The organism is Neorhizobium petrolearium (assembly GCF_017873175.1).
GTDB classification, from domain to species: domain Bacteria; phylum Pseudomonadota; class Alphaproteobacteria; order Rhizobiales; family Rhizobiaceae; genus Neorhizobium; species Neorhizobium petrolearium.
Genome location: NZ_JAGGJW010000005.1, coordinates 166417 through 191447, shown reverse-complemented (window position 1 = coordinate 191447; position 25031 = coordinate 166417). Strand labels below are relative to the sequence as shown.

Below are 25031 nucleotides of genomic sequence, written 5' to 3'. Positions count from 1 at the left end.
GGCATGTTCCGGACGCCTGCGGTGGAGTAGTGACGGGAGTGGCGATGGGAACGGAAATACCGGACGTGGACGAAGAAGGACAGAAGGCGCGGCTCTCCTCGGTCTCGATGGCGATCCGGATTCTGAAAGCCTTTTCGGGCGACGATGCCGAGATTGGCATCAGCGAGCTTGCCAAGCGTCTCGGGATTGCCAAGAGCACCGTCCACCGCCTTGTCGTGACCCTGATGGCGGAGGATTTTCTCGACAAGAATCCGGAAACCGGTCGCTACCGGCTTGGCCTCGGGCTTTTCGGCCTCGGTTCGCTGGTCCGCCACCGCATGGATCTGTCGACGGAAGCGCGCACCCTGCTGGCGGATCTGCGCCAGGAGACGGGCGAAACGGTGCTGCTTGCGGTGCCGGCCGGGCGGGAAATCATGTATATCCGCACCCTGGCGTCCCGCCAGGCCGTGCGCATCAATGCCGAGATCGGCATGCGGGTGCCCTGTCATTGCACGGCGGCCGGCCGGGCGATCCTCGCCTTCCAGCCGGAGAACCGTATCGCCACCGTCACGACGGCGCCGATGCCAGCCCGCACGCCGAAGACGGTCACCGATCCTGACAAGCTCCTGAAGCTACTCGCCAATATCCGCCGCCAGGGATACGCTATCGAAGACGAGGAAAGCGAACTCGGCATGCGTGCCATCGCAGCGCCTATTTACGACGCCCAATCGGAAGTGGTCGGCTCGGTCGCTATCGCAGGACCGGTCCAGCGTCTGTCGCTCAGGAATCTCAACAGTCTTGCCGAGCCGCTGCTTTCCACGGTGCGGGCAATTTCCGTCCGTCTCGGATACCGCGGTCCGTTCTGTTCCGATGAGTTCTGAAAATTTACCCTCGAAAAAGGGGTTGCCGCTGGCTCCGAGTGCCCTAGGTGAAACGTTGAACCGTTCGGTTCGATCATCTCGGCGCACGTCTGTCCTGACGCGTCACCGACCTTTTCTTCCTGGGGAGGTCTCATGGAAACCCGCTGTCCCAAGCGCCCCACGCGGCGCCAATTCCTGTCTTCTGTCGCATTTACCGTTCTTGCCGGCTCCGCAGCGCCGGTGCTTGCTCGTAGCATTTCGGGCAGCCTGCCTTGGGAGGTGCGTTCCGCCGATCCGCCGGTACAGGTGAGACCGGGAGGCTGGCTGTTCTTCACGCCGGAGGAGGTCACGACCATGGAGGCGGTCGTCGATCGGCTGGTCCCGGCGGACGAGCTGTCAATCGGCGGCAAGGAAGCCGGATGCGTCGTCTATCTGGACCGGCAGCTCGCGGGTTTCTATGGCGTGTCGAGCCGTCTCTACACCAGCGGCCCCTTCCTTCCCGGATTACCGACGCAGGGATACCAGAAGCCGGAAACGCCGGCGGAACGTTACCGGGCGGGTCTTGCAGGCATCGATGCCTGGACGCGGGACAACAAGGGTGGCAAGCGCTTCTCCGAACTGTCGCCGGACGAGCAAGATGCCGTGCTCAAGGATCTCGAGGCCGGCAAGATCAGCATTTCCGAGCAGTTGGACGCGAAATCCTTCTTCAACCTGATGCTGAGCAACACGATGGAAGGCTTCTTCGCCGATCCGATCTATGGCGGCAACAAGGACATGGCTTCGTGGAAGATGCTGGGGTTCCCCGGCGCGCGATACGACTATCGCGACCACGTGACGAAACATAACCAACCCTATCCCTTGCCTCCGGTTTCGATCGCGGGCTCGACGGAATGGATCACCAGGTAGGGACGCAAAGATCATGACCACAATTCTACCTCGCAAGGACGTCGTCATCGTCGGCCTTGGCTGGACGGGCGCCATCCTTGCCCACGAACTGACTGAAGAGGGGCTCGACGTCGTCGCGATCGAACGCGGCCCCTGGCGCGATACGGCCACAGATTTCAACATCGGCTATGCCCAGGACGAACTGCGATACGCCATTCGCAAGGACCTCTTCCTGCAGCCGGTCGTCGAAGCGATGACCATGCGCAACAACACGTCGCAGACGGCGCTGCCGATGCGAGACTACGGCTCCTTCCTGCCTGGCAATGGCGTCGGCGGTGCCGGTGTGCATTGGAACGGTCATACCTGGCGGTTCTGGGATACCGATTTCCGCATCGCTGATCACCTCAGCGAGCGATATGGGATCGGCAAGATCGCCGAGCTGCAATTGCAGAACTGGGGTGTCACGGCGCAGGAGATGGAGAGCGCCTTCGACCGCTTCGAATATCTCGCCGGCATTTCCGGCAGGGCGGGCAACATCAACGGTCAGATCCAGGAGGGCGGCAACCCGTTCGAGGACCCGCGCGCCCGCGACTATCCGCTGCCGCCGATGCAGATGACCTATGCGCCCACGCTGTTTGCCGAGGTCACCAGATCGATGGGCCTGCATCCGTTTCCGACGCCTTCGGCGAACCTGTCGCAGGACTATATCAATCCGCTCGGCATCGCCATGGGCCAGTGCACGATGTGCGGCTTCTGCGAACGCTTTGGCTGCGCCAACTATTCGAAATCTTCCGCCCAGACGACCGTCCTGCCGGTGCTGATGAAGAAGAAGAATTTCGAGGTTCGTACCGACTCGGAAGTATTGCATGTCGATCTCGATGCCTCGAAGACGCAGGCCCGCGGCGTCACCTATGTCGATACGTCTGGCGAGGAATTCTTCCAGCCGGCGGACATGGTCCTGCTCTGCGCCTACGGTCTGCACAATGTCCGGCTGATGATGCTTTCGGGCATCGGCCGTATCTATGATCCGAATACCGGCGAGGGCACGGTCGGGCGGAACTACTGCTACCAGACCAATTCCGGTGCGCAGGTCTTCTTCGACGACAAGAACTTCAATCCGTTCATCGCCGCCGGCGCGCTTGGCCAGACGCTGGACGACTACAACGGTGACGTCCTCGATCACGGTCCGCTCGATTTCGTCGGCGGTGCGGGCGTCAACTGCATCCCGACCAACGGGCGCCCGATCTCGACCCGCCCGACGCCGCCCGGCACGCCGCGCTGGGGGGCGGCATGGAAGCAGGCAACCGTAAAGGCCTACAAGGCGACGCTCGGCTTTTCGTCCCAGGGGTCGAGCTATCCGACCCGCGGCAACTATCTCGATCTCGACCCGACCTATACGGACCGGTTCGGACGACCGCTGCTCAGGATCACCTTCGATTTCCCGGATAACGATATCCGCATGTCGAACTGGGTTTCGGATCGGCTGGAGGAGATCGCCAAGACCTTCGGCGGGCGGCAATACGTCGTCAACAGGCGCAAGAAGGGCTGGGATTCGGTACCCTACCAAAGCACCCACAACACCGGCGGGGCGATCATGGGGGATAATCCCGCAACCAGCGCCGTCAACAAATATTTGCAGAGCTGGGACGTGCCCAATGTGTTCGTCGTCGGTGCATCCGCCTTCGCGCATAATGCCGGCAAGAACCCGACCGGAACGGTGGGCGCGCTCGCCTTCCACGCGGCAGATGCCATCCGCCAGCAATATCTCCGTACCCCCGGTCAGCCTCTGGTGACGGCATGAAGAAGATCGCTTTTTCCCTCACACTCGCCACGACCGTGCTTTCTGCAGGGCTGGCACTGTCGCAGGCACCTGACGATGCTTCCAAGATCATCCGCGGCCATTATCAGGCGATCCTGGCGGACTGTGCTGCCTGTCATACAGCGCCGGGGGGCAAACCGCTTTCCGGCGGTCTTCCGCTCGAAACGCCTTTCGGGCAATTGATCCCGCCGAACATTACGCCGGACAAGGCGACCGGTATCGGCAACTGGACGGAGGAGGATTTCCATCGGGCGCTGAAGACGGGTATCGGACACGACGGCAAGAGGCTCTATCCCGCCATGCCTTATCCCGCCTATACCAAGATGAAGGATGAGGATATTTCCAGCCTCTGGTCTTATCTGCGCACCGTGGAGCCGGTCTTCAATCCGGTCGACGCCAACCAGTTGCCGTTCCCGTTCAATATCAGGCTTTCGATGCTGGGTTGGAACATGATCAATTTCGAAGGCGGCGCGTTCAAGCCCGACCCGTCGAAATCGCCGGAATGGAACCGCGGCGCCTATATCGTCCAGGGACCCGGCCATTGCGGCACCTGCCACTCGCCGAAAACCTTCCTCGGAGCCGATAAGGTGGACGAGGCTTTGCAGGGGGCATCATTGCAGGGATGGTATGCCCCGAACATCACCGGCAACTCCTATATCGGGATCGGCAGCTGGAGCGAGGATGAGATCGTCCAATACCTGAAGAGCGGGGCGAACGGCCATACGATCGCGTCCGGTCCGATGGCCGAGGCGATCCAGGCCTCGACCTCGCTGATGACCGACGCGGATGCGAAGGCGATCGCCACCTATCTCAAGAGTACGGAAGGTGGTCCGACCGGCAAGCCACAGCCGGTCTCCGCCAGCGATCCGCATATGACGGCGGGTGCTGCGATCTACCATGACACCTGTTCGGCCTGCCATGGCGGCGCCGGCAAGGGCGCGCGCCAGCTTTTCCCGGCACTGGCGGGAAGTTCGATCGTGCAGCAGCCGAGTGCGGAAACGCTCGTCCGCTTGGTGCTGAACGGCAGCCAGGGGGTTCATACGCCGGAAGCGAAGACGCAGCCTTCGATGCCGTCGCTCGGCTGGCGGCTGTCGGACCAGCAGGTGGCCGACGTGCTGACTTACATCCGCAACAGTTGGGGCAATGCCGCACCCGCGGTACAGGTCTCCGATATCGCCAGCCGTCGCTGAAACGGAAACAGGCGCCGGCTAGGCGTCTGTCTTCCCCAAAGTTACGGTCAGGCTTTCATCAGCCACATATAGGCGGCGGCCGTCCAGGAGAAGCCAAGGCCGCCGCAGCCTTCGCCGGTGATCGGATCGAAATATTCGGCGAAACCTTCGGTCTCGATCGCTGCGGTCGTCGACTTACGAAGCTCCTCGGCTGCTTCTGGATGGCCGTTGCGTTTCAGTCCGTCGATCAGCAGCCAGTTGATGATCGCCCAGGCCGGGCCGCGCCAATAGCGCTTCGGCTCCCAGCCTGCGACGCCCGGCCTGGTGGTCGGGAACGCGACTTTTAGCCCCTTCGACCAGGCTTTCATCTCATCGACCAGCGCATCCGCAATTTGCCTGTCGAGGTCGAGTGCAAGGAGCGGGATGAAACCGGCCTGGGTTGCGGCCTCGACATCCTTACCGGAGATCAGGTCGCGGGAGACGAAGCGGGAGAGGGCAGGGCGCCATTGGGTGAGTATTGCCCGGCGCGTTCGTTCGTTCAACGCAACGATCTCGGCCGCATCTTTCGTCCTGCCGAACAGCCGTGCAAGATGTTCCAGGTCTTCGCCAGCCTTGAGCAGGATCGCGGTCGTCTGGATTTCGGCGATCTTGAAGGGCGCCCTTTCCCACTGCTTCGCCGGGTCCCAGCCACAGGCGGCATAGGTGTCGACCAGATGGATGAAGCGTTTGTAATCCTCGTCACGCGGGCGCATGTCGGCATTCACATGGCCGGTATCCTTGCGCACGACGGGCGTGTCGGTCGTGGTCGGTACGCGGGCGAGCGCGACATCCCAGGCCGGCGAGTTGTCGCTGCCGCTTTCCCAGGGGTGTAGAAGCGCTACGAGGCCGGTGCCTTCCGGATCGCGCGCCGAATACCACCAGCGGTGCCATTTCAACGCCGCTTCATAGAGCGGCAGGGTGCGGTCCCTGTTGCCTGCGGCTTCGTGCAGCTCGCGCAGTGCGATCGCAAAGACCGGCGGCTGGGTGATGCCGGAGGTCGGGATCGTGTGTTTCGTGCGCCAGACATTCGGGCCAGGGAAATAGGTGTCGCTCGGCTGGTGGAAGACGATATGCGGGATCATGCCGTCCGCCCACTGGCCCTCGACGAGGCGCTCGAGCTCCCGATAGGCGCGATCGGTGTTGTAGAGCGCGAAACCCATGGCGACGAAGGCGGAATCCCAGTTCCACTGGAAGGGATAGAGCCGATCGGTCGGCACCGTATAGCCACCGCGGTCGTTGGTGACGAGGATCCGTTTGGCCTCATCGATATGCGTGTTCATGCCGGTACTCCAGGATTGTCAGGCCGCGACGGCCGGGTAGGACTTGCCGCTTTCGGGCGAAAGCCATGTAATGCGGTTGCGGTCGAGCTTGAGGCCGATCGTGTCGCCGCTCCTGACAGTCTCGGACGCCGGCAGAATGACACGCACCGGCTGGTCGTGGATCGAGCCGGTCAGAAGCAGATGCGAGCCCATCGGCTCGGCGACGCGAACCTTCATTTCGAGCCCTTGGGGGAGGGGTGCCAGTTCAACGGCTTCGCCGCGCAGGCCGAGGACGACCTCGCCGCCTGCTTCCTTCGGCGCCACGAACTGCTCGGCACCCGCTACCACCTGACCGTTCGAGACCGGCACCTTGATGAAATTCATCGGCGGATTGCCGATGAAGCCGCCGACGAAGCGCGTCGCCGGATGATTGTAGACGTCCACCGGCGTGCCGACCTGCTCGACCACGCCGTTGTGCATGACGGCAATGCGGTCGGACAGGCCCATCGCCTCGGTCTGGTCATGCGTGACGTAGATCGTCGTCGTGCCGGCCGATTGCAGGACGGTCTTCAGTTCGGTGCGCATTTCGAGCCGCAACAGCGCATCGAGGTTGGAGAGCGGCTCGTCCATCAGCAGGACCTTGGGCTCGACGGCAAGCGCACGGGCGACCGCAACGCGCTGGCGCTGGCCACCGGAGAGCTTGTTCGGATAGCGATCGAGATATTGCTCGATGTGGAGCAGGCCGGCGGCCTTTTCAACCTGCGCTTTCACCCGCGCGTCGTCGGCCTTCTGCATGCGAAGCCCGAAGGCGACGTTCTCGTAGACGGTCATATGCGGGAAGACCGCGTAGTTCTGGAAGACCATGGCCAGTCCGCGATCCTTCGGCGGCAGGCCGATCACCGATCTGTCGCCGATGCGGACGTCTCCCGAGGTTGCGGTTTCGAGACCTGCGATGATGCGCAGGAGCGTGGTCTTGCCGCAGCCGGAGGGACCGAGCAGCGAGACGAACTCGCCGTCGTTGATCGTCAGCGAGACCTCTTTCAGCGCCTCGAAGGAGCCGAAGCTCTTGCGGATGCGGTCGATGACAATGTTGGCCATGGCTAGGTCCTGTTATTTGGAGGAAATGCCCCAGATCGCGAAGAGGTAGCGCCTGACCGCGAAGATGAAGACAACCGAGGGAAGGATGAGCAACAGTCCGCCGGCGAAACGATAGTGCATTGGGCTTTCAGAAAGCACCGTCAAGAGATAGGCCGTCAGCGTGCGGTTCCTCACCGTCAGCACCGAAGCGGCAAAAACCTCGTTCCAGGAGATGACGAAGGCAAAGACGGCCGTCGCAACGATGCCGGGCAGCGCCAGCGGCGCCACGATCTTGAAAAAGGCCTGGATTCGCGTGCAGCCGAACACCCAGGCCGCTTCCTCCAACTCCTTCGGAACCCCGAGGAAAATGCCCTGCGTCACCAGTGCCGCAAACGGCAGCGCCAGCACCGTATGGATGAGCCCGACGCCGGTGATCGTGTCATAGAGGCCAAGCCGGATGAAGGAGACCGTGAGCGGCAGCGCCAGGATCGCCAGCGGGAAGGCGCGCGTCAGGAGCACCAGCAGCCGGTAGCTGTCCTTGCCGTGGAAATTGTAGCGGGCAAGCGCATAACCGGCGGGTGCGCCGAGGATGATCGAAAGCGCCACCGTGATGCCAGCAGCACCCAGAGAATTCAGGAAGGACTGCACGACGCCTTCCGTTCTCAAGAACAGGAGGAACGGCTCGATCGAGATGCCGGTCGGCAGGCCAGTTTTCGGCCATTGATAGACGCCCTGGCGTCCCCCGAGCGCCCCGAGCGCGACGAGATAGATCGGCACGAGCACCCAGGCACAAAGTGCGATGATGCCGCTCCAGACCAGCCAGCGGCGAGACGAGACGAAACCTGCGGGACTTGCTGCGCTTACGGTTTTGGAACTCATGGCAGGCGCTCCGGATCGACCTTGATGGCTTTCAGATAGACGACGGTCGCGGCAAGCGAGATCACCATGATCAGCACGGCGTAGGCGCCGGCCACGCCGTAATTCTGGTTCTGGTTCTGCCAAGTATAGGCCTCACCGACCAGGACCGGGAAATTGCGACCGCCGAGCGCATAGACGACGGCGAAGACCTCGAAGGCCAGTACGGTGCGCAGAATGAGTGCCGATTGCAGCGCCGGGCGGATGAGCGGCAGGGTGATGCGAAAGAAGCGTGTCCACGGCCCGGCACCAAAGATCTCGGCGGCTTCCTTGAATTCCTTCGGAACCTGGTTGAGGCCTGCGACGATGATGACCATGACGATCGCCGTGCCGCGCCAGATTTCCGCGACAGCGATGCCGATAAAGAGCGCGACGGGCGTCTGGTAGGTGAGCCAACTCGTCTGGCGCTCGATCAGACCGAGGCTGAAGAGCAGCGAGTTGAGATAGCCGGTATTCTGGAGGATCGACAGCCACACCATGCCGGCGGCAAGATCGGAGATGCCGAGCGGGATCGTCCAGATCCACAGGATGGTCTCGCGGCCGGCGCCGACCTTCGCCACCAGCGTGCCCATGACAAGCGCGATCACCACCTGAACCGGCACAACGGCGATGGTCAGGAGGAACGTGTTGCGAACCGACGGGAGGAAATTGAGGTCACCCGCCATCGTGCGCATATTGGCAAGCGATGGCAGGCCGTTGTCCGAGAATGCAAGCCAGATCGTCTGCACGAGCGGCACGACGAAGAGCAAGGCCAGGAAGGCGACGGACGGCAAGATCAGAAGATAGGGGATCCAGGTTCGGTTATTGGTCATCGGCCCCCGCAGGCGTCTTGTGTAATTTAGGATCGCGTGCGGCCCGGGCATCAACGCCCGGACCGCTCAGGTTGCCTTGGGAGGCTTATTCGACCGGGCAGGCGCCGTTGCTCTTGGCGTCGGGAGCCCAGCATGGGGCTTTGGTGTCGGCCATCAGCTTGGCCATCGTCTCGCCTTGCGATTTCAGGACGTCGGCGACCGGCTCGCTGCGCAGAACGATCCGCTGGAAGCTGTCCATATAGACCTTGTTGAACTCGCCACCCTTGTCGCCGAGGCCGACCGGCAGGAGCGAGATCACCGCGTCCTTGGCCGATTGGGTGGCGGTCACGGCGCCGGCGAGCAGGGCAACCCCCTTGTCGAGGTCTTCCGGCAGTTGGACGTTCAGCGTCGGGAAGAAACCGACGAGTTGGGCGGTCAGCAACTGCGTATCCTGGGTGGCCAGGTGTTCGATGACCTTTGTGGCGCCTGCCGCATCCGGCGCGCCCTTCGGAATGGCGAGGCCGGCGACGACCGGCATGTAGCCGCGGCCCTTCGGGCCGGCCGGTGCGGGAAAGACGACATAATCGTCGGGGCTCGCAGAGATTGCGTTCTTCAGCCGCGCGACGTGATCCCAGGCGACCATGACTTCGCCGGCGGCAAGCGGTTCCTGCATGAAGTCGTAATTGGTCGAGGTGGGCGTGACGACCGTCCAGAGTTCCTTGAACTTCTCCCAGCCCGCGGCGGCATCCGCATTCTTGAACGTGCGCACCACGCCGCCCGTGAAGGAGGGATAGAAATATCCTTCGAAGAAGCGTGCCATCAGTCCCTTCGGGCCGGCCGGGAAGCCGATCTGCGGCTGGCCGGTCGCTTCCTCCATCTTCTTGCCCCAGGCGATCAACTGATCGTAGGTGAGCGCGTTGATATCGGCGCCTTCCGGCAGGTATTGCAATGCGTCCTTGTGGGCAGCCATGACATAGGTTGCCTGCATCCACGGAATGTACTGCTGCGTCGACTTGCCGAGTTTGCCGAGGTCGAGCAGCGATTGCGGCATGCCGTTGGCGGCTAGTCTCTTGGCAAGGTCATCGAGCGGCTCAAGCGAATCCTTGTCTGCAAGCGGCGAGAGCTCGCCATGCAAGGCGCCGACGAGACTGATCGTATGCTTGCCGGCCTGGCGCTCGGCCTCCATGCGTACCGCGAACTGCGGCGGCTCCTCGACGACGTAATCGACTTTCGCGTCCACTCCGTTCAGGATTTCCTGGCGCACGGCGGTGGCTTCCTCGATCGGGCGAAGCTGGGTGGACAGGAAGACCGTCTGGGCAAGCGCCGGAGTGGCGAGCGCCAGGGCGGTCGAAGCGAAAACTGCAAGCGATAAAAGGCGTTTCATATTCTCCTCCTTCATTGTTCTTGTCTGGGTACTGCTGTCATGCCGCCGCGGGCGGGCGGCGATGGCTGTCGCGATCGACGAATTCGATCGCGTGAAGCTCCTGGAGCTCTTCGGCCGGTTCTCCGGCGATGGCGCGCAAGAGCAGCGAGGCGAAATTCGTGCCGAGGTTCTCGCCGGTCATCCGCATGGTCGAAAGCGAAGGGCTCGTATAGGCGCCCATCGGCAGATCGTCATGGCCAACGATGCTGATCTGGTTTCCGCCGTCGATTTCCCTCAGTGCCCGAAGTGCGCCCATCGCCATCTCGTCCGTGGCGCAGACGAGCGCGGTCGGGCGTGATGGCTGACGCAGCAGTTCGAGCGCTGCGAGATACCCCCCCTGTTCGGTTGGCGCCCCCTCGGCGCAGAGGTCGGCTTCAAGGCCGGCCTCGTCCATAGCGGATTGCCAGCCCATGCGGCGCACATGGGCGAAATAATACTCCTGCGGCCCGGCGATATGGCCGATGCGGCGGTGGCCGGCGGTCCGGAAACGCTGGGTCGCGGCGTGGAAACCGGCAAAGCCGTCGCCGTCGATATAGGGGTGGGGGACCGGGCTTTCGGTGCGACCGTTGGTGACGAAGGGAATGCCGCGCGACTGCAGAAATTCCACGCGCTCGTCATGTCGCTTGGTGCGGACCAAAAGCATGGCATCGACGCGACGGCCATCGACAAAACGGCGGCAGATTTCAAGCTCGCTCTCGCCGCGCGGCACGGGTGCTATAACGAGATTAAGCCCGGCACCGGCCAGGTGTTCGGCGCAACCGGAGAGCATGTCGAGGAAGTGCGGCGGTCCGATATGGCCGGGATCGCTCGGAAGTGTGACGGCAACCAGTTCGGCGCGCTGCCTGCGAAGGCGCCGGGCCGACGCGTTCGGCCGATAGCCCGCCTTGTCGGCAGCCTCGCGGACCCGCTCGCGGGTTGCCGCCGAGACATCCGAATAGCCGTCGAGCGCACGCGATACCGTCGTTATCGACAGTCCAAGCGATTGCGCAAGCTGTTTCAGATTGGCCAAGATCTTCCTCCCGAATTGAAGAAAGGATCATCCAAAACGTTTTGGGAGTCAAGCCAAAACGTTTTGGATTGTTATAGACCCGCTCCTGATCCGGAAAACCTGCGGGAGGAAACGCGGGCGTCCGGAGATGAGGATTATTCCGGTGGACCCCATTCACGCCGGCGTCCTGTCTCGCTACAAGTCAAGTGTTCCTCGACAAATTTGGATTTGAGCCATGGCCGATAGCGTTACCGATCGTTTTCTCCGTTACGTCGTCATCGATACCCAGTCGGACGCGAAGTCGCCGACCCAGCCATCTACCGAGAAACAGAAGAACCTCGGACGGCTGCTGGCCGAGGAATTGCTGGCGATCGGCGTGACCGACGCGCATCTCGACGAGCACGGCTATGTCTACGGGACGATCCCGGCGACGACCTCGAAGAACAACGTCCCCGTCATCTGCTTTACCGCCCATATGGATACGGCGCCGGACTTTTCCGGCACGGGGGTCAAACCGCAGGTGGTGAAGAACTACCAGGGCGGCGACATTCAGCTTGTCGGCGACAGAAGCCAGGTGATCAGGGTTTCCGAGCATCCGGTGCTGAAGGACCTCGTCGGCCACGACATCGTCACCTCCGACGGCACGACGCTGCTCGGCGCCGACGACAAGGCCGGCATCGCCGAGATCATGTCGGCCGCCGAATTCCTGATCAACAATCCGGACATCAAGCACGGCGCGATCCGCATTCTCTTCACCACCGACGAGGAAATCGGCCGCGGCGTCGACAAGGTCGACCTGAAAAAGCTCGGCGCCGATTTCGGCTACACGATGGATGGCGAGACGGCCGGCACGATCGAGGACGAGACCTTTTCTGCCGATGCCGTGGAGATCGCCATCAAGGGCGTCGCCATGCATCCGGGCTTCGCCTACGGCAAGATGGAGAACGCCATCAGGATCGCCGGTGCGATCATCGATCGCCTGCCGAAAGATCAGGCGCCAGAGACGACCAGGGGCCGCGACGGTTTCATCCATCCGACCGGCATCTCAGGCGTGATGGAGAAGTCGAACCTTTCCTTCATCGTCCGCGATTTCACCGAGGAAGGCCTCAAGACCAAGGAAGCGCTGCTGGAAAAGATTACCAGGGAGGTGATGGCCGGCTATCCGGGCTCCAGCTACACGTTCACGGTCAAGGAACAGTACCGCAACATGAAGGTGGTGCTCGACAGGCATCCGGAGATCGTCGAGTACGCGGTCGAAGCGATCCGCCGCGCCGGCATGGAGCCCGTGCGCGGCTCGATCCGCGGCGGCACGGACGGCTCGAGGCTTTCCTTCATGGGCCTGCCTTGCCCCAATATCTTTGCCGGCGGCCACGCTTTCCACTCGCCGCTCGAATTCGTCAGCAGCCAGGACATGGAAAAGGCGGTGAAGACGATCGTCGAGCTCGCCAGGCTCTGGGAGGAGCGGGCGTAAAAGCGCCAGGCTGTGACAGGAGCAAGGCCTGTCAGCATGCACCCATCCTCCCCTTGAGGAGGATGGTGGGCGTCTCGCCACATCAGTCGTCTTGAAACGCCCATATTTTCCGCCTAAATTCCCCGCCATCCGCAACACCGACAGGATGGTCGACCATGGATTTCACCCCGATCGCAACGCCACTTCGCCTTGCCATTCGGGGAATCTCTATCCATGCCTGCTTCCATCACTCTTTCCGATCTTTCCTGGTCCACGCCTGACGGCAGACCGCTTTTCTCACATCTGAACCTCAGCTTCGGGCCTGAACGCGTAGGCCTTGTCGGCCGCAACGGCGTCGGCAAGACGACGCTTCTGAAGTTGATCAGCGCGGAACTCTCACCCTTATCCGGCACGGTTTCCGTGTTCGGCACGCTCGATGTACTGCGCCAGAGCGTGCAGGTTGGGCCGGACGAAACGATCGCAGATCTCTTCGGTGCACGTGATGCGCTTGACCTGCTTGCCCGCGCCGAAAGAGGGGAAGCGACGGCCGATGAACTCTCCTCCGCCGACTGGATGCTCGAAGCACGCATGGCGGAAGCTCTGGCGCGCGCCAACCTCGATGCCGATGCGGAAACGCCGCTCGCAACGCTGTCGGGTGGTCAGCGCACGCGTGCCGGGCTGGCAGCGCTGATCTTCGCCGAGCCGGATTTCCTGATCCTCGATGAACCGACCAACAATCTCGACCGTGACGGACGGCGGGCGGTGATCGACCTTCTCGCCGGTTGGCGCAGTGGCGCAATCATTGTCAGTCATGACCGGGAATTGCTCGATACCGTCGATGCGATCGTCGAGATGACGACACTTGGGGTGACGCGTTATGGCGGCAACTGGAGCCACTATCGGGAGCGCAAGGCGCTGGAATTGGCTGCTGTGGAGCACGATCTTGCCGATGCCGAGAAGCGGGTGGCGGAGGTCAACCGGACGGCACAGGAGACAGTCGAGCGCAAGGCTCGCCGCGACAGCGTCGGAAAGAAGAAGGCAGCGCGGGGCGACATGCCGCGCATTGTAGCCGGCGGGCTGAAACGGCAAGCGGAGAACACCAGTGGCGAGAATGCTCGGCTTGCCGAACGGCGCAGAACACAGGCGATGGAAGAAGCCGCCGCCGCGCGTGAAAAGATCGAGATCCTGCAGCCGCTTTCCGTGAGGCTGCCGCCGACAGGCCTGCCGGCGAGCAGGGTCGTGCTGAGAATCGACAACGTCACGGCCGGTTATGCGCCGGAGCACCCGGTATTGCGCGGTCTTTCTTTCGAGATCACCGGGCCGGAGCGGATCGCTGTCACCGGGCCGAATGGGTCGGGCAAGACGACGCTGCTTTCGCTCGTGACTGGCACGTTGCAGCCCTTCGAAGGATCGGTGCGGGTGATGGTGAAGACCGCTATGCTGGATCAGCGCGTGAGCCTGCTCGACTCGGCTCTGTCGATACGCGACAATTTCAAGCGCCTTAATCCACAGGCAGACGAGAATGCCTGCCGCGCAGCGCTGGCGCGCCTCATGTTCCGCGCCGATGCTGCCTTGCAGATCGTCGGTACGCTGTCGGGCGGGCAGATGCTGCGCGCGGGCCTTGCCTGCGTGCTCGGCGGGCCGGAACCGCCGTCGCTCCTGATCCTCGACGAACCGACCAACCATCTCGACATCGATTCGATTGCTGCGGTTGAAGCCGGATTGCACGCCTATGACGGCGCGCTTCTGGTCGTCAGCCACGACGAGGTGTTTCTCAGCGAAATCGGCATCACCCGCCGGCTGGAACTTGGGCTCAAAAGCCCTGAGAGCCCGTCAGCGCCTCGGTCGTCACCAGGTTGACGCCGGCCTCGGCGAACTGCGCATTGTAGCGGTTGATGATTGCCGGTGCGGCCTCGTCCGGCTGGTCCAGCGTGCTGTGAGCATCCGAAACGACGGTGACTTTCAGCCCGTTGGACATCGCGCCCTTGACCGTCGCTGCAACACAGAAATCCGTTTGCGCCCCGAGAAGCACGACCTCCGGTGCACCTTGCACTTCGATCCACTTGCCGAGTTCCGGGTTGCTGAAAGCATCGCCGACCTTCTTGGAGAAGGTCGGTTCGTCCTCGGCCTGGCCGAGCGCCGGAGAGACCGGCCAACCCGGCTCTCCCGGCGCAAGCGGATCGCCTTCCGGCCCGTCGTGGCGGATGAAGGCTATCTTGCGGCCTTCCCGCCGCGCCCAGTCGATCACTTTTCGCGCATGCTCGGTCAGGCGATCGGCATCGTGTACCGGTGGCTCGACGAGGCCGTCGAACATGCCTGCCTGCAGGTCGATAACGAGGACGGGGGCGCCGTTGGCGGGCTTTTCGTGAACCATCATGAACTCCTGAACATAGGCGATTGACGATGCCCATTAATGCGCGCGGACGCCAGCCTGTTCAATACGTCCCGGCTGCTCGCCGGACGTTCTATCTGAGCAAGCTCTGGCCACCGTCGACAAAGATTGGCGTGCCTGTCACGTGTCGGGACCGGTCCGAGGCCAAAAAGAGAATGACATCAGCAACATCCTCGCTCTCACCCGCCTTGCCGCCGGTAATCGGGATATCGCCTTTGGGGAACTTCACCGGCACGGCCGTGTCCTTCTCCTTTCGCACCGTCGTGTTGTCGTTGATGTTCGTGTCGATTGCGCCGGGACAAACGGCATTGACGCGGATTCCGTGCTTGCCGAGTTCCAATGCAAGCTGCTGGACGATTGCGACTTGCGCCGCCTTGGTCGCCACATAGGCCGTCGCGCCGGGGGTATTGAAAGTGCGGTTGCCATTGATCGAGGAGACAACCACGATCGAACCCCCCCGTTTCTTCAGGTGTGGAACGGCGGCGTGGAAGGTGAGATAGGTGCCGCGCAGGTTGACGGCGATGGTTTTATCCCATTCTTCCGGCTTGAGGTCGTCGATCGGCGCCCAGACGCCGTTGATGCCGGCGTTTGCCACCACGATGTCCAAACGGCCGAACGTTTCCGCAAGCCGGTCGAGGGCTTCACGCATCCGTTTCTCGTCCGAGACGTCCGCCTCCAGTGGCAATGTCTCACCACCGGCTTTCCTGATCTTGTCGGCAGTTTTATCGATCTCGTCTTTCGTGCGGCCGAGCACGCCGACCTTTGCGCCTTGGCCCGCAAGCTTCAGGGCCGCAGCCCTGCCGATGCCCGAGCCAGCGCCCGTTACCAGAGCTACCTGAGATCTGAGTTCCATAGGTCCATCCTGCATTCGAACGGCATGCCGCACTGCGAAGACGAACGATGGGAAACGCTCAAGGTTCCGGGGCTCAGGCAGGATATTCCGCGTTCAGGATACGCAGGCCCTCGGCAAATTTCGAACCATCGCCATCCATCTGGCGCATCTGGGCAAGATTGTCCGTAAGGTCGGCGCGTTTCACCGAGCGTGCGAGCGGATTCCCGATGGAACGGCGAACGAAGTCGAAATAGTCCTCGCCATCACGCTTGCTCATCGCATCGACGGCCTCGATGACCAATGCCGGAAAACCCTCTTCACGCAGTCGGGCGAAGGTCCAGCCAGGGCCTTTTTCAACCACATCGTGCAGCCAGGCGACCAGTTTCTCGTCCTCGCCCGCCACGCTTTCGGCCACGCGCCGCACATGCTCGATGAACGGTCCGCCGGTCTTCGACGATTGACCTTGATGTGCCTCTGTAGCGATCGCGATCGCTTTTTTGAGCAAATCCTTCTTCGCCATGACAAGATTCTCCTTGGCGTTTCGTGGGCACTTTATACCCGCGGCATGTCAGGGCAATGCGTCAGTTCGGTCTTCCTCGAACTGCTTGACGGGTAGTGGCGGAAGCCAGTTCTCGCGCCTCTTCACCCAGAGCTCGTAGGTGGGTTCCAGATCGGTTGGCGCCATGTCCAGCGAGCCGACACGAATCTCCATTTCCTCTCCATCACTGCTTTCGTTGAAGACGCGCGAGCCGCATTCGGGGCAGAACCCGCGCCCCTGGAAATATCTGACTTCGCCTGTGCTCTCGAACGCATGCGGCGGCCAGATTCCGAATGTAGCGAAGCTCGAGCCACTCTCCTTGCGACAATCCATACAGTGGCAGAGCCCGATCCTGAGCGGCGCACCCTTCACGCTGTATTTGACCCTGCCGCACAGGCAGCCCCCGGACCGGATGATCATCTTCTCTTCTCCCTGTTTCCTGAGGAAGAGCAGGTAGGGCAGGGGAGGCCAACTGTCATCACCTTCGCGTGCGCGGCGGAACCTGGTTCAGCAATTGGCGTTGGAAGCGAAACGTGAAGACAGATTACCGCCATGCGTAGTTTTCTCGCTTCCGCCTTAATCGCCGCCACAATTTTCTGGCCGTCCCTCTCGCCGGCAGCCGAAGGTAATTTTCTGCGGATGCTCGCGGGAAACTGGAGCGGCAGGGGCATGGTGCTGACGCGCATCGGAGCCCGTCCGATCAACATTACCTGCCATCTGGCGATTGAGGCCGTGACCACCGCTCTGTCCATGCACGGAAACTGTCGCGGCCTGTTGGTCGTCCGGCGGAAAATCTCCGCCAATCTCCGGGCATCCGACCATGGCTATCGCGGCACCTATGTCGGGCCGTCAGGCCAATCTTCGACGCTTGCAGGCAACAGGCGGGGCAATGCGATCAATCTTGGTGTCCGCTGGGCACGGGTGACGAACGGCGACCGCGCCGCCAAAATGACGATCGAGAGGATCGGCAATGACCGTCTCCGTCTTCAGACGGTGGACAACGATCCGGCGAGCGGCAAGTCTGTGGTGACGAGCCGCATCGATCTCAGCCGGTGAGGCAGGAGAGGATTATCCGACCTGGCCGAGCTTGCCGGGGTTCATGATGCCCTTCGGGTCGATTGCCGCCTTGATGGCGTTCATCATGTCGACCGCATCGCCGTGTTCGCGGCGGAGATATTTCAGCTTGGAGATGCCGATGCCGTGTTCGCCGCTGAACGTGCCGCCCATGTCCATGGCGCGCTGGTAAAGCCTTTCCGCGAGACGCTCGGCCTCCGCCAGTTCCTCCGGAATTTCCGGCTTGATCAGGTAGCCGACATGGAAATTACCGTCGCCCACATGGCCGATGATCTTGCCCATCACGAAGGAATTGTCGATATCTTCGCGCGCGGCGAGCACGGCATCCGCCAGCCTGGAGATCGGCACGCAGACATCGGTCGTGAAGGCCCTACAGCCGGGCCTCAACGTCTGGTTGGAATAGATCGTCTCGTGGCGGGCCTTCCACAGCCGCTCGCGGTCCTCGGTGCGGGTCGACCACTGGAAATCGGACCCGCCGAGATCGCCAGCGATCTCGGCCACGGTATTGGACTGCTCCTCCACCCAGCGCGGGCTGCCGTGGAATTCGAGGAAGAGGGTCGGCGCCACCTTGAGCGTCAGCCCGGCATGGCGGTTCGCCGCCTCGACGGCGACTTCGTCAAGGAATTCTATGCGGGCGACCGGAATGCCGCTCTGGATCGTCGCAATGACCGTCTCGACCGCGCCCCGCATCGTCTCGAAGGTGCAGACGGCCGATGCGATGGTCTCCGGGATGGGGTGTAGCTTGACCGTCACCTCGGTAATGACGCCGAGCGTCCCCTCCGCACCGACGAAGAGTTTCGTCAGGTCATAGCCCGTCGAGGACTTTTTCGTCCGCCTCCCGGTGGTGATGATCCTGCCCTGCGGGGTGACGACACGCAGTGCCAGTACGTTCTCCCGCATCGTGCCGTAGCGCACTGCGGTGGTGCCGGAGGCGCGGGTCGAGGCCATGCCGCCGAGCGAGGCGTCGGCGCCGGGATCGATCGGGAAGAAAAGGCCGGTATCGCGGATATGGGCGTTCAACTGCTTGCGAGTAACACCCGCCTGCACCTGCGCGTCGAAATCCTCATGGTTGACCGCTACGATCTGGTTCATGCGGGTGAGGTCCAGCGAAATCCCGCCCTTGAGCGGGATCGTATGGCCTTCCATCGAGGAACCGGCCGCAAACGGCGTGACTGGAATGCCCGCTTCGAAACAGGCCGAGACGACACGCGCCACCTCGTCCTCGTTTTCGGCATAGACCACGGCATCCGGCAGCCGTGTCGGCTGGCGGGACATGTCATGGCCGTGGTGCTCGCGCACCGCGTCGGCGGTAGAAAGCCGCTCGCCGAAATGCAGCTTCAGCGCGTCGAGGGTGGATTGCAGGTCGCTCATTTTTTCTCACCCGTCAGCATGCGGTGATAACGCGAGCGGGCGATTTCCTGCGTGGTGATGAATTCGAGCAGGACCGGCACGCCCTTCTGCGTCTGTTCGACGCCGCGCCGGATCGCCGGGATGATCTCGTCCGGATCGATAACGCGCTCGCCATAGCCGCCAAGGGCGCGGGCAAAGGCAGCGTAATCGCCGGATATATCGGTCGAGCGGTATTTCTCCGTCGAGACCTTCATGATCGGCAGTTCCATGGCCATGGAGAAGTTGTTGAGCAGGATCGACAGGATAGGAATGCGTTCGCGCACCGCAGTTTCGAAATCCATGCCTGTGAAGCCGATCGCCGCGTCGCCCCAGACGTTGATGCAGAGTTTGTCCGGATGCATGAGCTTGGCGCCCATGGCCAGTCCGAGGCCGTAACCGAGCTGGGTGGACTTGCCCCAGCCGATATAGGTGAGCGGCTTCACCGATTTCCAGAAGGGCGAAAGCTGGTCGCGCGGGCTGCCGGCGTCATGGGTGATGATCGTGTTCTCGATATCCACCGTGTGCTGCAGGTCCCAGAGGACGCGGTAGGGCGAGAGCGGCTTGCTCTGCGAGGTCAGCTTCGGCATCCATTCCGAAAGCCATTCTTCCTGCACTTTCGCGATCTCGGCGGCGACATCCTTGCTGTCGCGGGTCTCGATCTTGCGGGCCTTGAGTTCAGCGAGAACGGCATCGAGCGTCAGCGCCGCATCGCCGATCAGCGCCACCTTGGCCTCGATGTCCTTGTTGACATGGTCCGGATCGAGGGTGGCGTGGATCACCGTCTTGTCGAGTGGCATCTGCACACCAAAGGCGGTTTCAGTGAACGAGCAGCCGATGCCGAAGATGAGGTCTGACGTGTCGAGGAAATGCCGGAGCGTCTTGGAGATCGCAGCACCGCCAGCGCCGACTGAAAGGGGATGGGTTTCTGGAAACGCGCTCTTGCCTTCGAGGCTGGTCGAGACCGGGATCGCCAGCAGTTCGGCAAGCTCCTTCAGCTGCGGCCAGGCCTCGGCATAATGGACGCCCTGGCCGGCATAAAGAACCGGGCGCCTGGCGGCGAGCAGCAGGTCGACGGCTTCCTTCACCGCCGCCGGATCAGGCCCATAGCGGGTGGCGAGGACCGGCCGATAATTCAGCGGTTCCGGCACTTCGTGCTGCCACATATCGTTGGGGATCTCGATCAAAACGGGTCCGCCCCGGCCGTTGCGAAGTTTTGAGAAAGCGCGACGAAAAATGTTGGGAATTTCTTCCGCGAGCGTGATTGGCTCGGCCGACTTGGTGATATCTCGCATCGAGCGGGTGGCGTTATAGTTCGGGTCCACATGCGCGATGCGGCGCTCGTAGCCCATCGGCAACACGAGGATCGGAACCGATTCCGAATAGGCCTGGGCGATGCCGCCATAGGCGTTTTCCGTGCCCGGGCCAAGCTGCATGGCGAAGACGCCGATCGTTTTGCCGGAGCTCAAGCGTGACATGGCGTCGGCCATGTGCAGGCCGTGACGCTCTTGGCGCACGATGATCGGGCGGATATCGGCCATCGCGACGTGCTCGAGAACGTGGTTTACCGGATAACCGCAGACGATCTCAATCCCTTCGCGCTTCAAGATTTCGGCAATGGCGTCTGCGACTTTCATGGGTTTCCCCTCCCGGGAACGGATTAGCTACGAAGTTTGAAATTCTCTGCGGTCCAGGCGCCGGGATGGCGCACGGGCGCGCGGCGGGCCTCGTCGGAACTCAAGAGCCCGTTCTGGCCGAGCGCGATGCGGTATTCCTCGATGAAGGCCTGCGCCATATGGGTGGCGCCATGGTCGCCGAGGGCGGAAAGCCCCAGCATGAAGGCGCGCCCGGCAAAGCAGGAATGCGCGCCGCAGGCAAGCGCCCGCAGCATGTCGACGCCGGAAACGACGCCGCTGTCGAACAGCACGGTGCCGCGTGTGCCGACGATGCGGGCGATCTCCGGCAGCACGTCGATCGTCGCCGGCGCGGCATCGAACTGGCGGCCGCCGTGGTTGGAGACGACGACACCGTTCAGGCCGAGTTCCAGCGCCTTTTCCGCATCCGCCGGATGCATGACGCCCTTGACCATCATCGGGCCCGGCCATTTGTCGCGCAGCCTGGCGATCTGCTCCCACGGGAAGCCGCCGCCGATATGTTTCTGCACGAAGCCTGCCGTCGCGCCGTGATCCGTGCCGCCGGCGAACGTCGCCATATTGGCAAAGGTCGGCATGCCGTTCCGGCGGACGGCACCGAGCCACAGCGGCGCCATCGCCGCCCGTATCATCGTCTTCGGCGTCAGCCGGAAGGGCATGACGAGACCGTTCCTCAGATCGCGCGGTCGCTTGGCACGTACCGGCACATCCAGAGTGGCGACAAGAACCTTCGCGCCAGCCACACGGGCGCGTTCGGCCATTTCGAGACTGTACCGATGATTGTCCGGAGCCATCGGGTAGAGCTGGAACCAGGTGACGTCGGGCGCCCATTCCACCACCTGCTCGATCGTTGAACAGGCGAGCGTGCCGACCATATAGGGGATGTTATGGGCCTGGGCGGCCTGGGCGAAACGCTCCGTTGCTCCTGGCCACATCATGCCATCGAGGCCGATCGGCGAAATGCCGATCGGTGCGGCGTAACGATGGCCGAAGAGTTCGACGGAGGTATCGACCTTGGTAACGTCAATGCCGTAGCGCGGCACGACCTCGACCGCCTTCAGCGCCGAACGGTTGCGGTTCAGCCCCGTCTCGTCTCCGGCGCCGCCCTGCAGAAACTCGTAGGCGAAACGCGGAATACGCCATTTCGCCCGCTTCTCGAGATCGCTGACCATCGGGTAACGCCGGCGGAGTTCCGCCAGCGTCTTTGCGTTGTCTCCGGTTCCTCCCCCCATCGCCGACGCCTTCTCAGTAGGAGACCATGACTTCGAGCATGGCCTGCCGGCCGCTCTTGGTCGCGGCAAGTGCCCTTTGCAGCGCTGCCGGCAGGTCCGCGCCGGTCTCGACGCGTTCCGCATGGGCGCCATGGGCGCGGGCGACGGCCGCATAATCCGGAGCCGGATCGAGCGCGGTGATCGGCATGGTGTTGGCGGTCGCTGCACTGCCGTCCGGATACATGTAGAGCGTCGAGCGGCGCACGGCATTCCAGATGCCGTTGTTGAAGACGATCGTCAGCAGCGGCAGCTTCAGGGCGGTTGCCGTCTGGTGGCAGGCGACAGGGTTGGCGAACATGTAGGAGCCGTCGCCGATCGTTGCGATCACCTGGCGGCTACGGTCGCCGAGCTGGGCGCCGAGCGCCGCCGTAAGACCGAAGCCGAGACCGCCGGAAAGCGGCGTCGAGAAGAAAGACTTCGGGTGCTTGAACTCCATCACCGACGGATCGATGCCAAGTTCATTCACAACGGTGGTCTTCTCGTCCATAATGGCGGAGACGCAAGCGCTCACATAGGCTGGCGTCATCGGCGAACCATTGCCGAGGGCAGCACGCTTCGCGGCCGCTTCGAACTGGGTTGCCTTCACCTTGGCCCATTTCTCACGACGCTCAGAGAAGGTTTCGCTCGCCGGCACCTTTTCCGCCATGGCTGCTGCGAGCGCTGCGATTGTCTTGTTGGTGCCGCCGGCGAGTGCGATGTCGATCGGGAAGCTGCGGATCGGCACGCGGCTATGCTGCGGGTCCGGGCCGATTGCGATGACCTTGGCGCCTTCGGCGGGGGCAGTATGATCGGAGATCCACGGAACCGCGGCGTTGATGACCACGACCACGTCGGCTTCCTTCAGCACCTGCGTCGAGTCGCGGCCTACCATCATCGGATGATCGGAGGGCAGTGCCAGGCGGGTCGCCCACATTTCGACGGTCGGCAGGGCGTATTTGTCGATGAAGCTTGCGAGCGGCTCGAAATCGGAAGCAAGCTCCGGGCTCTGCGTAATGACGAGCGGGTTCTTTGCCTTGGCGAGCAGGTCGGCGGCCTCGGCGACAAGCGCCGGATCGGCCGGACCGTAGGACGTGGGTGCAACGGTCGAACGATGGCCAGTCACAATCTCCGCACCTTCGGCCAGTGCCTCGCGCGGCAGGCTGAGATAAACGGGCCCGCGCGGCTCGCTCATGGCAATGCTCATGGCGCGGTCGATGACGATTCCCGCCTGTTCCGGATAACGCAGCTCGTAATCCCACTTGACCGCTTCGCGCACCATGCCGGCCTGGTCGAACATCTCCTGGCCCCAGTGGATTGGCGAGGAGCGCGAGCCGAAGCGGCCATGTTCGGTGATCGGCGTGCGGCCGGAGAACATCATGATCGGCACGTTCTCAGACCGGGCGTTGATCAGGCCCATGACGGAGTTGGCGAGCCCGACATTGACGTGGACGATCACGCCTGCCGGCTTGCCGGTCATCAGGTAGTAGCCGTGCGCCATGCCCACGGCGACGCCCTCATGCGGGATGACCAGTGGTTCGGGCATCTCCAGCCCCGTCTCCGACTGGCGGGCAAAGGCCTCGATGATCGATGGGAAATCGGTCCCGCCGTTGGCGAAAAGCACGTCGATGCCGGCAGCCTTCATATGGGTCAGCACGGCTTCCGCGGCGAAAGGGCCGGTCGGTTTTACATGTTTCATGGCAGTCTCCTCCTGAAAACTCTTGATCTAAAAATCCGCCGGCTCAAGTGATGCTGATCGTCTTCGTGACCATGTAAGCCTCTACCCCTTCGATGCCGACTTCGGAGCCGTGACCGCTGTATTTGACGCCGCCGAAGGGCGTCTCCGGCATGGAGATGTTGAAGGAGTTGATGCCCACCATGCCGGCTTCCAGATTGTCGGAGAGCCGGGCGATGGTTTTGTGCGAATTGGTGAACCCGTAGGCCGCAAGGCCGTAGGGAAGATTGTTGGCCTTGGCGATGGCGTCGTCGAAATCGGAGAAACGGTTGAGAACCGCGACCGGGCCGAACGGCTCCTCGCTCATGATGCGGGCGTCATCCGGCACGTCGGCGAGCACTGTCGGGGCATAGAAGAAACCCTCGTTGTTGACACGGTGGCCGCCGGCCAGGAGTTTTGCGCCCTTCGAGGTCGCATCCCGCACCAGCGCCTCGATCGAATCGCGGCGGCGGGCATGCACCAGAGGCCCCATATGGCTCGAAGGGTCGAGGCCGTCGCCGACCTTCAGCTTCGAGGCCTTTTCCGCAAATCCGGCGCAGAAGGCCTCGTAGGACTTGTCCTGGATGTAGAAGCGGGTGGGCGAGACGCAGACCTGGCCGCTGTTGCGGTATTTCCGCTGCACGGACATCTCCAGGGCGGACGTCTGGTCGGCATCGTCGAAGACAAGCACCGGCGCATGGCCGCCGAGTTCCATCGTGGTCCGCTTGAGGCCTTCCGAAGCAAGTCGGATGAGGTGCTGGCCGACCGGCACGGAACCGGTGAAGGAGATCTTGCGGATGACCGGCGAGGCAAGCAGGTGACGCGAGATGAAATCCGGCACGCCGTAGACAACGGCGATGACGCCCGCCGGCACGCCCGCATCGATCAGGCACTGGGCGACGGCCGCTGCCGCTGCAGGAGCTTCTTCGCCCGGCTTGTAGATCATCGTGCAGCCGGCGGCCAGCGCCGAGCCCATCTTGCGGGCGGCGTTGCCGACCGGGAAATTCCAGGCGGAAAAGCCGGCGGTCGGGCCGACCGGCTCCTTGACCACCTGGAAGCGGGTCTCGCCGAGACGGCCCGGAATGACGCGGCCGTAGGTGCGACGGCCCTCCTCGGCGAACCACTCCATCTCCTCGCATGCGAAATGGGTTTCCAGCCGCGCCTCGGCGATCGGTTTGCCCATTTCAAGGGTCGCGAGGCGGGCGATGTCTTCCTGCCGCTCGTGCATGAGGTGGGCGGCGCGTTTCAGGATGCGGCCGCGCTCGCGCGGGCTCGTGGCGCGCCACAGCGGAAAGGCCCGGTTCGCCGCTTCCAGCGCCCGGTCGAGGTCTTCGGCCGTGGCATGCGGCACGGTACCGATCGCCTTTTCGGTGGCCGGATTGATGACGGGCTGCGTCTTGCGATCGCTGTCCTCCAGCCAGACGCCGTCGATCAGCAGGCGCGGGGATTTATACGCCTCGAAAGAGGGGGGAGAACTGGTCGCGATGTTCATGGTCGTTCCTCCGGCTTCAATAGAAAGGTGCGTTGCCATTCGTCATTTGC

At 62.8% G+C, this 25031-nt stretch carries 22 protein-coding genes; 7 read left to right on the top strand and 15 right to left on the bottom strand.

Features of this window, described 5'->3' with window-relative positions; all coding sequences use genetic code 11:
• The first annotated feature begins 44 nt into the window (after positions 1-44).
• The 4 genes from J2046_RS11420 to J2046_RS11405 all read left to right on the top strand — a co-directional run bounded on the left by J2046_RS11420 (position 45) and on the right by J2046_RS11405 (position 4733).
• Positions 45-860 carry an IclR family transcriptional regulator gene (locus J2046_RS11420; RefSeq protein ID WP_210051800.1) on the top strand — a complete coding sequence of 272 codons (816 nt, stop codon included), beginning with the start codon at positions 45-47 and terminating at the stop codon, positions 858-860.
• A gap of 132 nt (positions 861-992) precedes the next feature.
• Positions 993-1745 carry a gluconate 2-dehydrogenase subunit 3 family protein gene (locus tag J2046_RS11415; protein ID WP_210051799.1) on the top strand — a complete coding sequence of 251 codons (753 nt, stop codon included), beginning with the start codon at positions 993-995 and terminating at the stop codon, positions 1743-1745.
• Positions 1746-1758: 13 nt separating this feature from the next.
• Entirely contained in the window at positions 1759-3525 is a 1767-nt protein-coding gene (locus tag J2046_RS11410; protein ID WP_210051798.1) for a GMC family oxidoreductase, read from the top strand.
• Complete coding sequence (locus tag J2046_RS11405) at positions 3522-4733, top strand: c-type cytochrome (protein ID WP_210051797.1); 1212 nt, start codon at positions 3522-3524, stop codon at positions 4731-4733. Before J2046_RS11410 ends, J2046_RS11405 begins: the two co-directional genes overlap by 4 nt.
• Positions 4734-4780: 47 nt before the next feature.
• On the opposite strand, the gene J2046_RS11400 is transcribed toward J2046_RS11405, so the two are convergent.
• The 6 genes from J2046_RS11400 to J2046_RS11375 all read right to left on the bottom strand — a co-directional run bounded on the left by J2046_RS11400 (position 4781) and on the right by J2046_RS11375 (position 11225).
• Positions 4781-6031: an MGH1-like glycoside hydrolase domain-containing protein gene (locus tag J2046_RS11400; RefSeq protein WP_210051796.1), complete on the bottom strand. Its 1251-nt coding sequence runs from the start codon at positions 6029-6031 to the stop codon at positions 4781-4783.
• A gap of 18 nt (positions 6032-6049) precedes the next feature.
• Complete coding sequence (locus J2046_RS11395) at positions 6050-7108, bottom strand: ABC transporter ATP-binding protein (RefSeq protein ID WP_210051795.1); 1059 nt, start codon at positions 7106-7108, stop codon at positions 6050-6052.
• A 12-nt stretch (positions 7109-7120) separates the two neighbouring features.
• A complete protein-coding gene (locus J2046_RS11390; protein WP_210051794.1) occupies positions 7121-7966 on the bottom strand; it encodes a carbohydrate ABC transporter permease in 846 nt (281 codons plus the stop codon).
• Positions 7963-8814, bottom strand: coding sequence for a carbohydrate ABC transporter permease (locus J2046_RS11385; protein ID WP_210051793.1), 852 nt, complete (start codon positions 8812-8814; stop codon positions 7963-7965). The genes J2046_RS11390 and J2046_RS11385 overlap by 4 nt, the downstream gene beginning before the upstream one ends.
• Positions 8815-8899: 85 nt before the next feature.
• Entirely contained in the window at positions 8900-10177 is a 1278-nt protein-coding gene (locus J2046_RS11380; protein ID WP_210051792.1) for an ABC transporter substrate-binding protein, read from the bottom strand.
• Positions 10178-10214: 37 nt separating this feature from the next.
• Complete coding sequence (locus tag J2046_RS11375) at positions 10215-11225, bottom strand: LacI family DNA-binding transcriptional regulator (protein ID WP_210051791.1); 1011 nt, start codon at positions 11223-11225, stop codon at positions 10215-10217.
• Between the two features lie 214 nt (positions 11226-11439).
• Here J2046_RS11375 and pepT point away from each other — a divergent pair, with 214 nt between their 5' ends.
• On the top strand, positions 11440-12675 hold the full coding sequence (gene pepT / locus J2046_RS11370) for a peptidase T (protein ID WP_210051790.1): 1236 nt from the start codon (positions 11440-11442) through the stop codon (positions 12673-12675).
• Positions 12676-12888: 213 nt separating this feature from the next.
• Positions 12889-14514: an ABC-F family ATP-binding cassette domain-containing protein gene (locus tag J2046_RS11365; protein ID WP_210051789.1), complete on the top strand. Its 1626-nt coding sequence runs from the start codon at positions 12889-12891 to the stop codon at positions 14512-14514.
• Here the strand turns inward: J2046_RS11365 and J2046_RS11360 are convergent.
• The 4 genes from J2046_RS11360 to J2046_RS11345 all read right to left on the bottom strand — a co-directional run bounded on the left by J2046_RS11360 (position 14468) and on the right by J2046_RS11345 (position 16836).
• Positions 14468-15028 carry an isochorismatase family protein gene (locus J2046_RS11360; protein WP_210051788.1) on the bottom strand — a complete coding sequence of 187 codons (561 nt, stop codon included), beginning with the start codon at positions 15026-15028 and terminating at the stop codon, positions 14468-14470. The two genes, J2046_RS11365 and J2046_RS11360, sit on opposite strands and share 47 nt — an antisense overlap.
• A gap of 91 nt (positions 15029-15119) precedes the next feature.
• Complete coding sequence (locus tag J2046_RS11355) at positions 15120-15899, bottom strand: SDR family oxidoreductase (RefSeq protein ID WP_210051787.1); 780 nt, start codon at positions 15897-15899, stop codon at positions 15120-15122.
• A 73-nt stretch (positions 15900-15972) separates the two neighbouring features.
• Positions 15973-16398 carry a metal-dependent phosphohydrolase gene (locus J2046_RS11350; RefSeq protein WP_210051786.1) on the bottom strand — a complete coding sequence of 142 codons (426 nt, stop codon included), beginning with the start codon at positions 16396-16398 and terminating at the stop codon, positions 15973-15975.
• A gap of 48 nt (positions 16399-16446) precedes the next feature.
• Positions 16447-16836 (bottom strand): GFA family protein, encoded by a 390-nt coding sequence (locus J2046_RS11345; protein ID WP_210051785.1) that lies wholly within the window; start codon positions 16834-16836, stop codon positions 16447-16449.
• A 132-nt stretch (positions 16837-16968) separates the two neighbouring features.
• Between J2046_RS11345 and J2046_RS11340 the strand changes: the two genes are divergently transcribed.
• Complete coding sequence (locus J2046_RS11340) at positions 16969-17472, top strand: hypothetical protein (protein ID WP_210051784.1); 504 nt, start codon at positions 16969-16971, stop codon at positions 17470-17472.
• A gap of 12 nt (positions 17473-17484) precedes the next feature.
• On the opposite strand, the gene J2046_RS11335 is transcribed toward J2046_RS11340, so the two are convergent.
• The 5 genes from J2046_RS11335 to J2046_RS11315 are packed head-to-tail and all read right to left on the bottom strand — an operon-like array spanning position 17485 to position 24981.
• The gene (locus J2046_RS11335) at positions 17485-18861 is read right to left on the bottom strand and encodes an FAD-binding oxidoreductase (RefSeq protein WP_210051783.1); all 1377 of its coding nucleotides are present in this window, start codon (positions 18859-18861) and stop codon (positions 17485-17487) included.
• Positions 18858-20513: a thiamine pyrophosphate-requiring protein gene (locus tag J2046_RS11330; RefSeq protein ID WP_210051782.1), complete on the bottom strand. Its 1656-nt coding sequence runs from the start codon at positions 20511-20513 to the stop codon at positions 18858-18860. The genes J2046_RS11335 and J2046_RS11330 overlap by 4 nt, the downstream gene beginning before the upstream one ends.
• Positions 20514-20536: 23 nt before the next feature.
• The gene (locus J2046_RS11325) at positions 20537-21760 is read right to left on the bottom strand and encodes an alpha-hydroxy acid oxidase (protein WP_210051781.1); all 1224 of its coding nucleotides are present in this window, start codon (positions 21758-21760) and stop codon (positions 20537-20539) included.
• Between the two features lie 13 nt (positions 21761-21773).
• The gene (locus J2046_RS11320) at positions 21774-23474 is read right to left on the bottom strand and encodes a thiamine pyrophosphate-requiring protein (RefSeq protein WP_210051780.1); all 1701 of its coding nucleotides are present in this window, start codon (positions 23472-23474) and stop codon (positions 21774-21776) included.
• 43 nt (positions 23475-23517) lie between these two features.
• Entirely contained in the window at positions 23518-24981 is a 1464-nt protein-coding gene (locus J2046_RS11315; protein WP_210051779.1) for an NAD-dependent succinate-semialdehyde dehydrogenase, read from the bottom strand.
• Positions 24982-25031 lie beyond the last annotated feature (50 nt).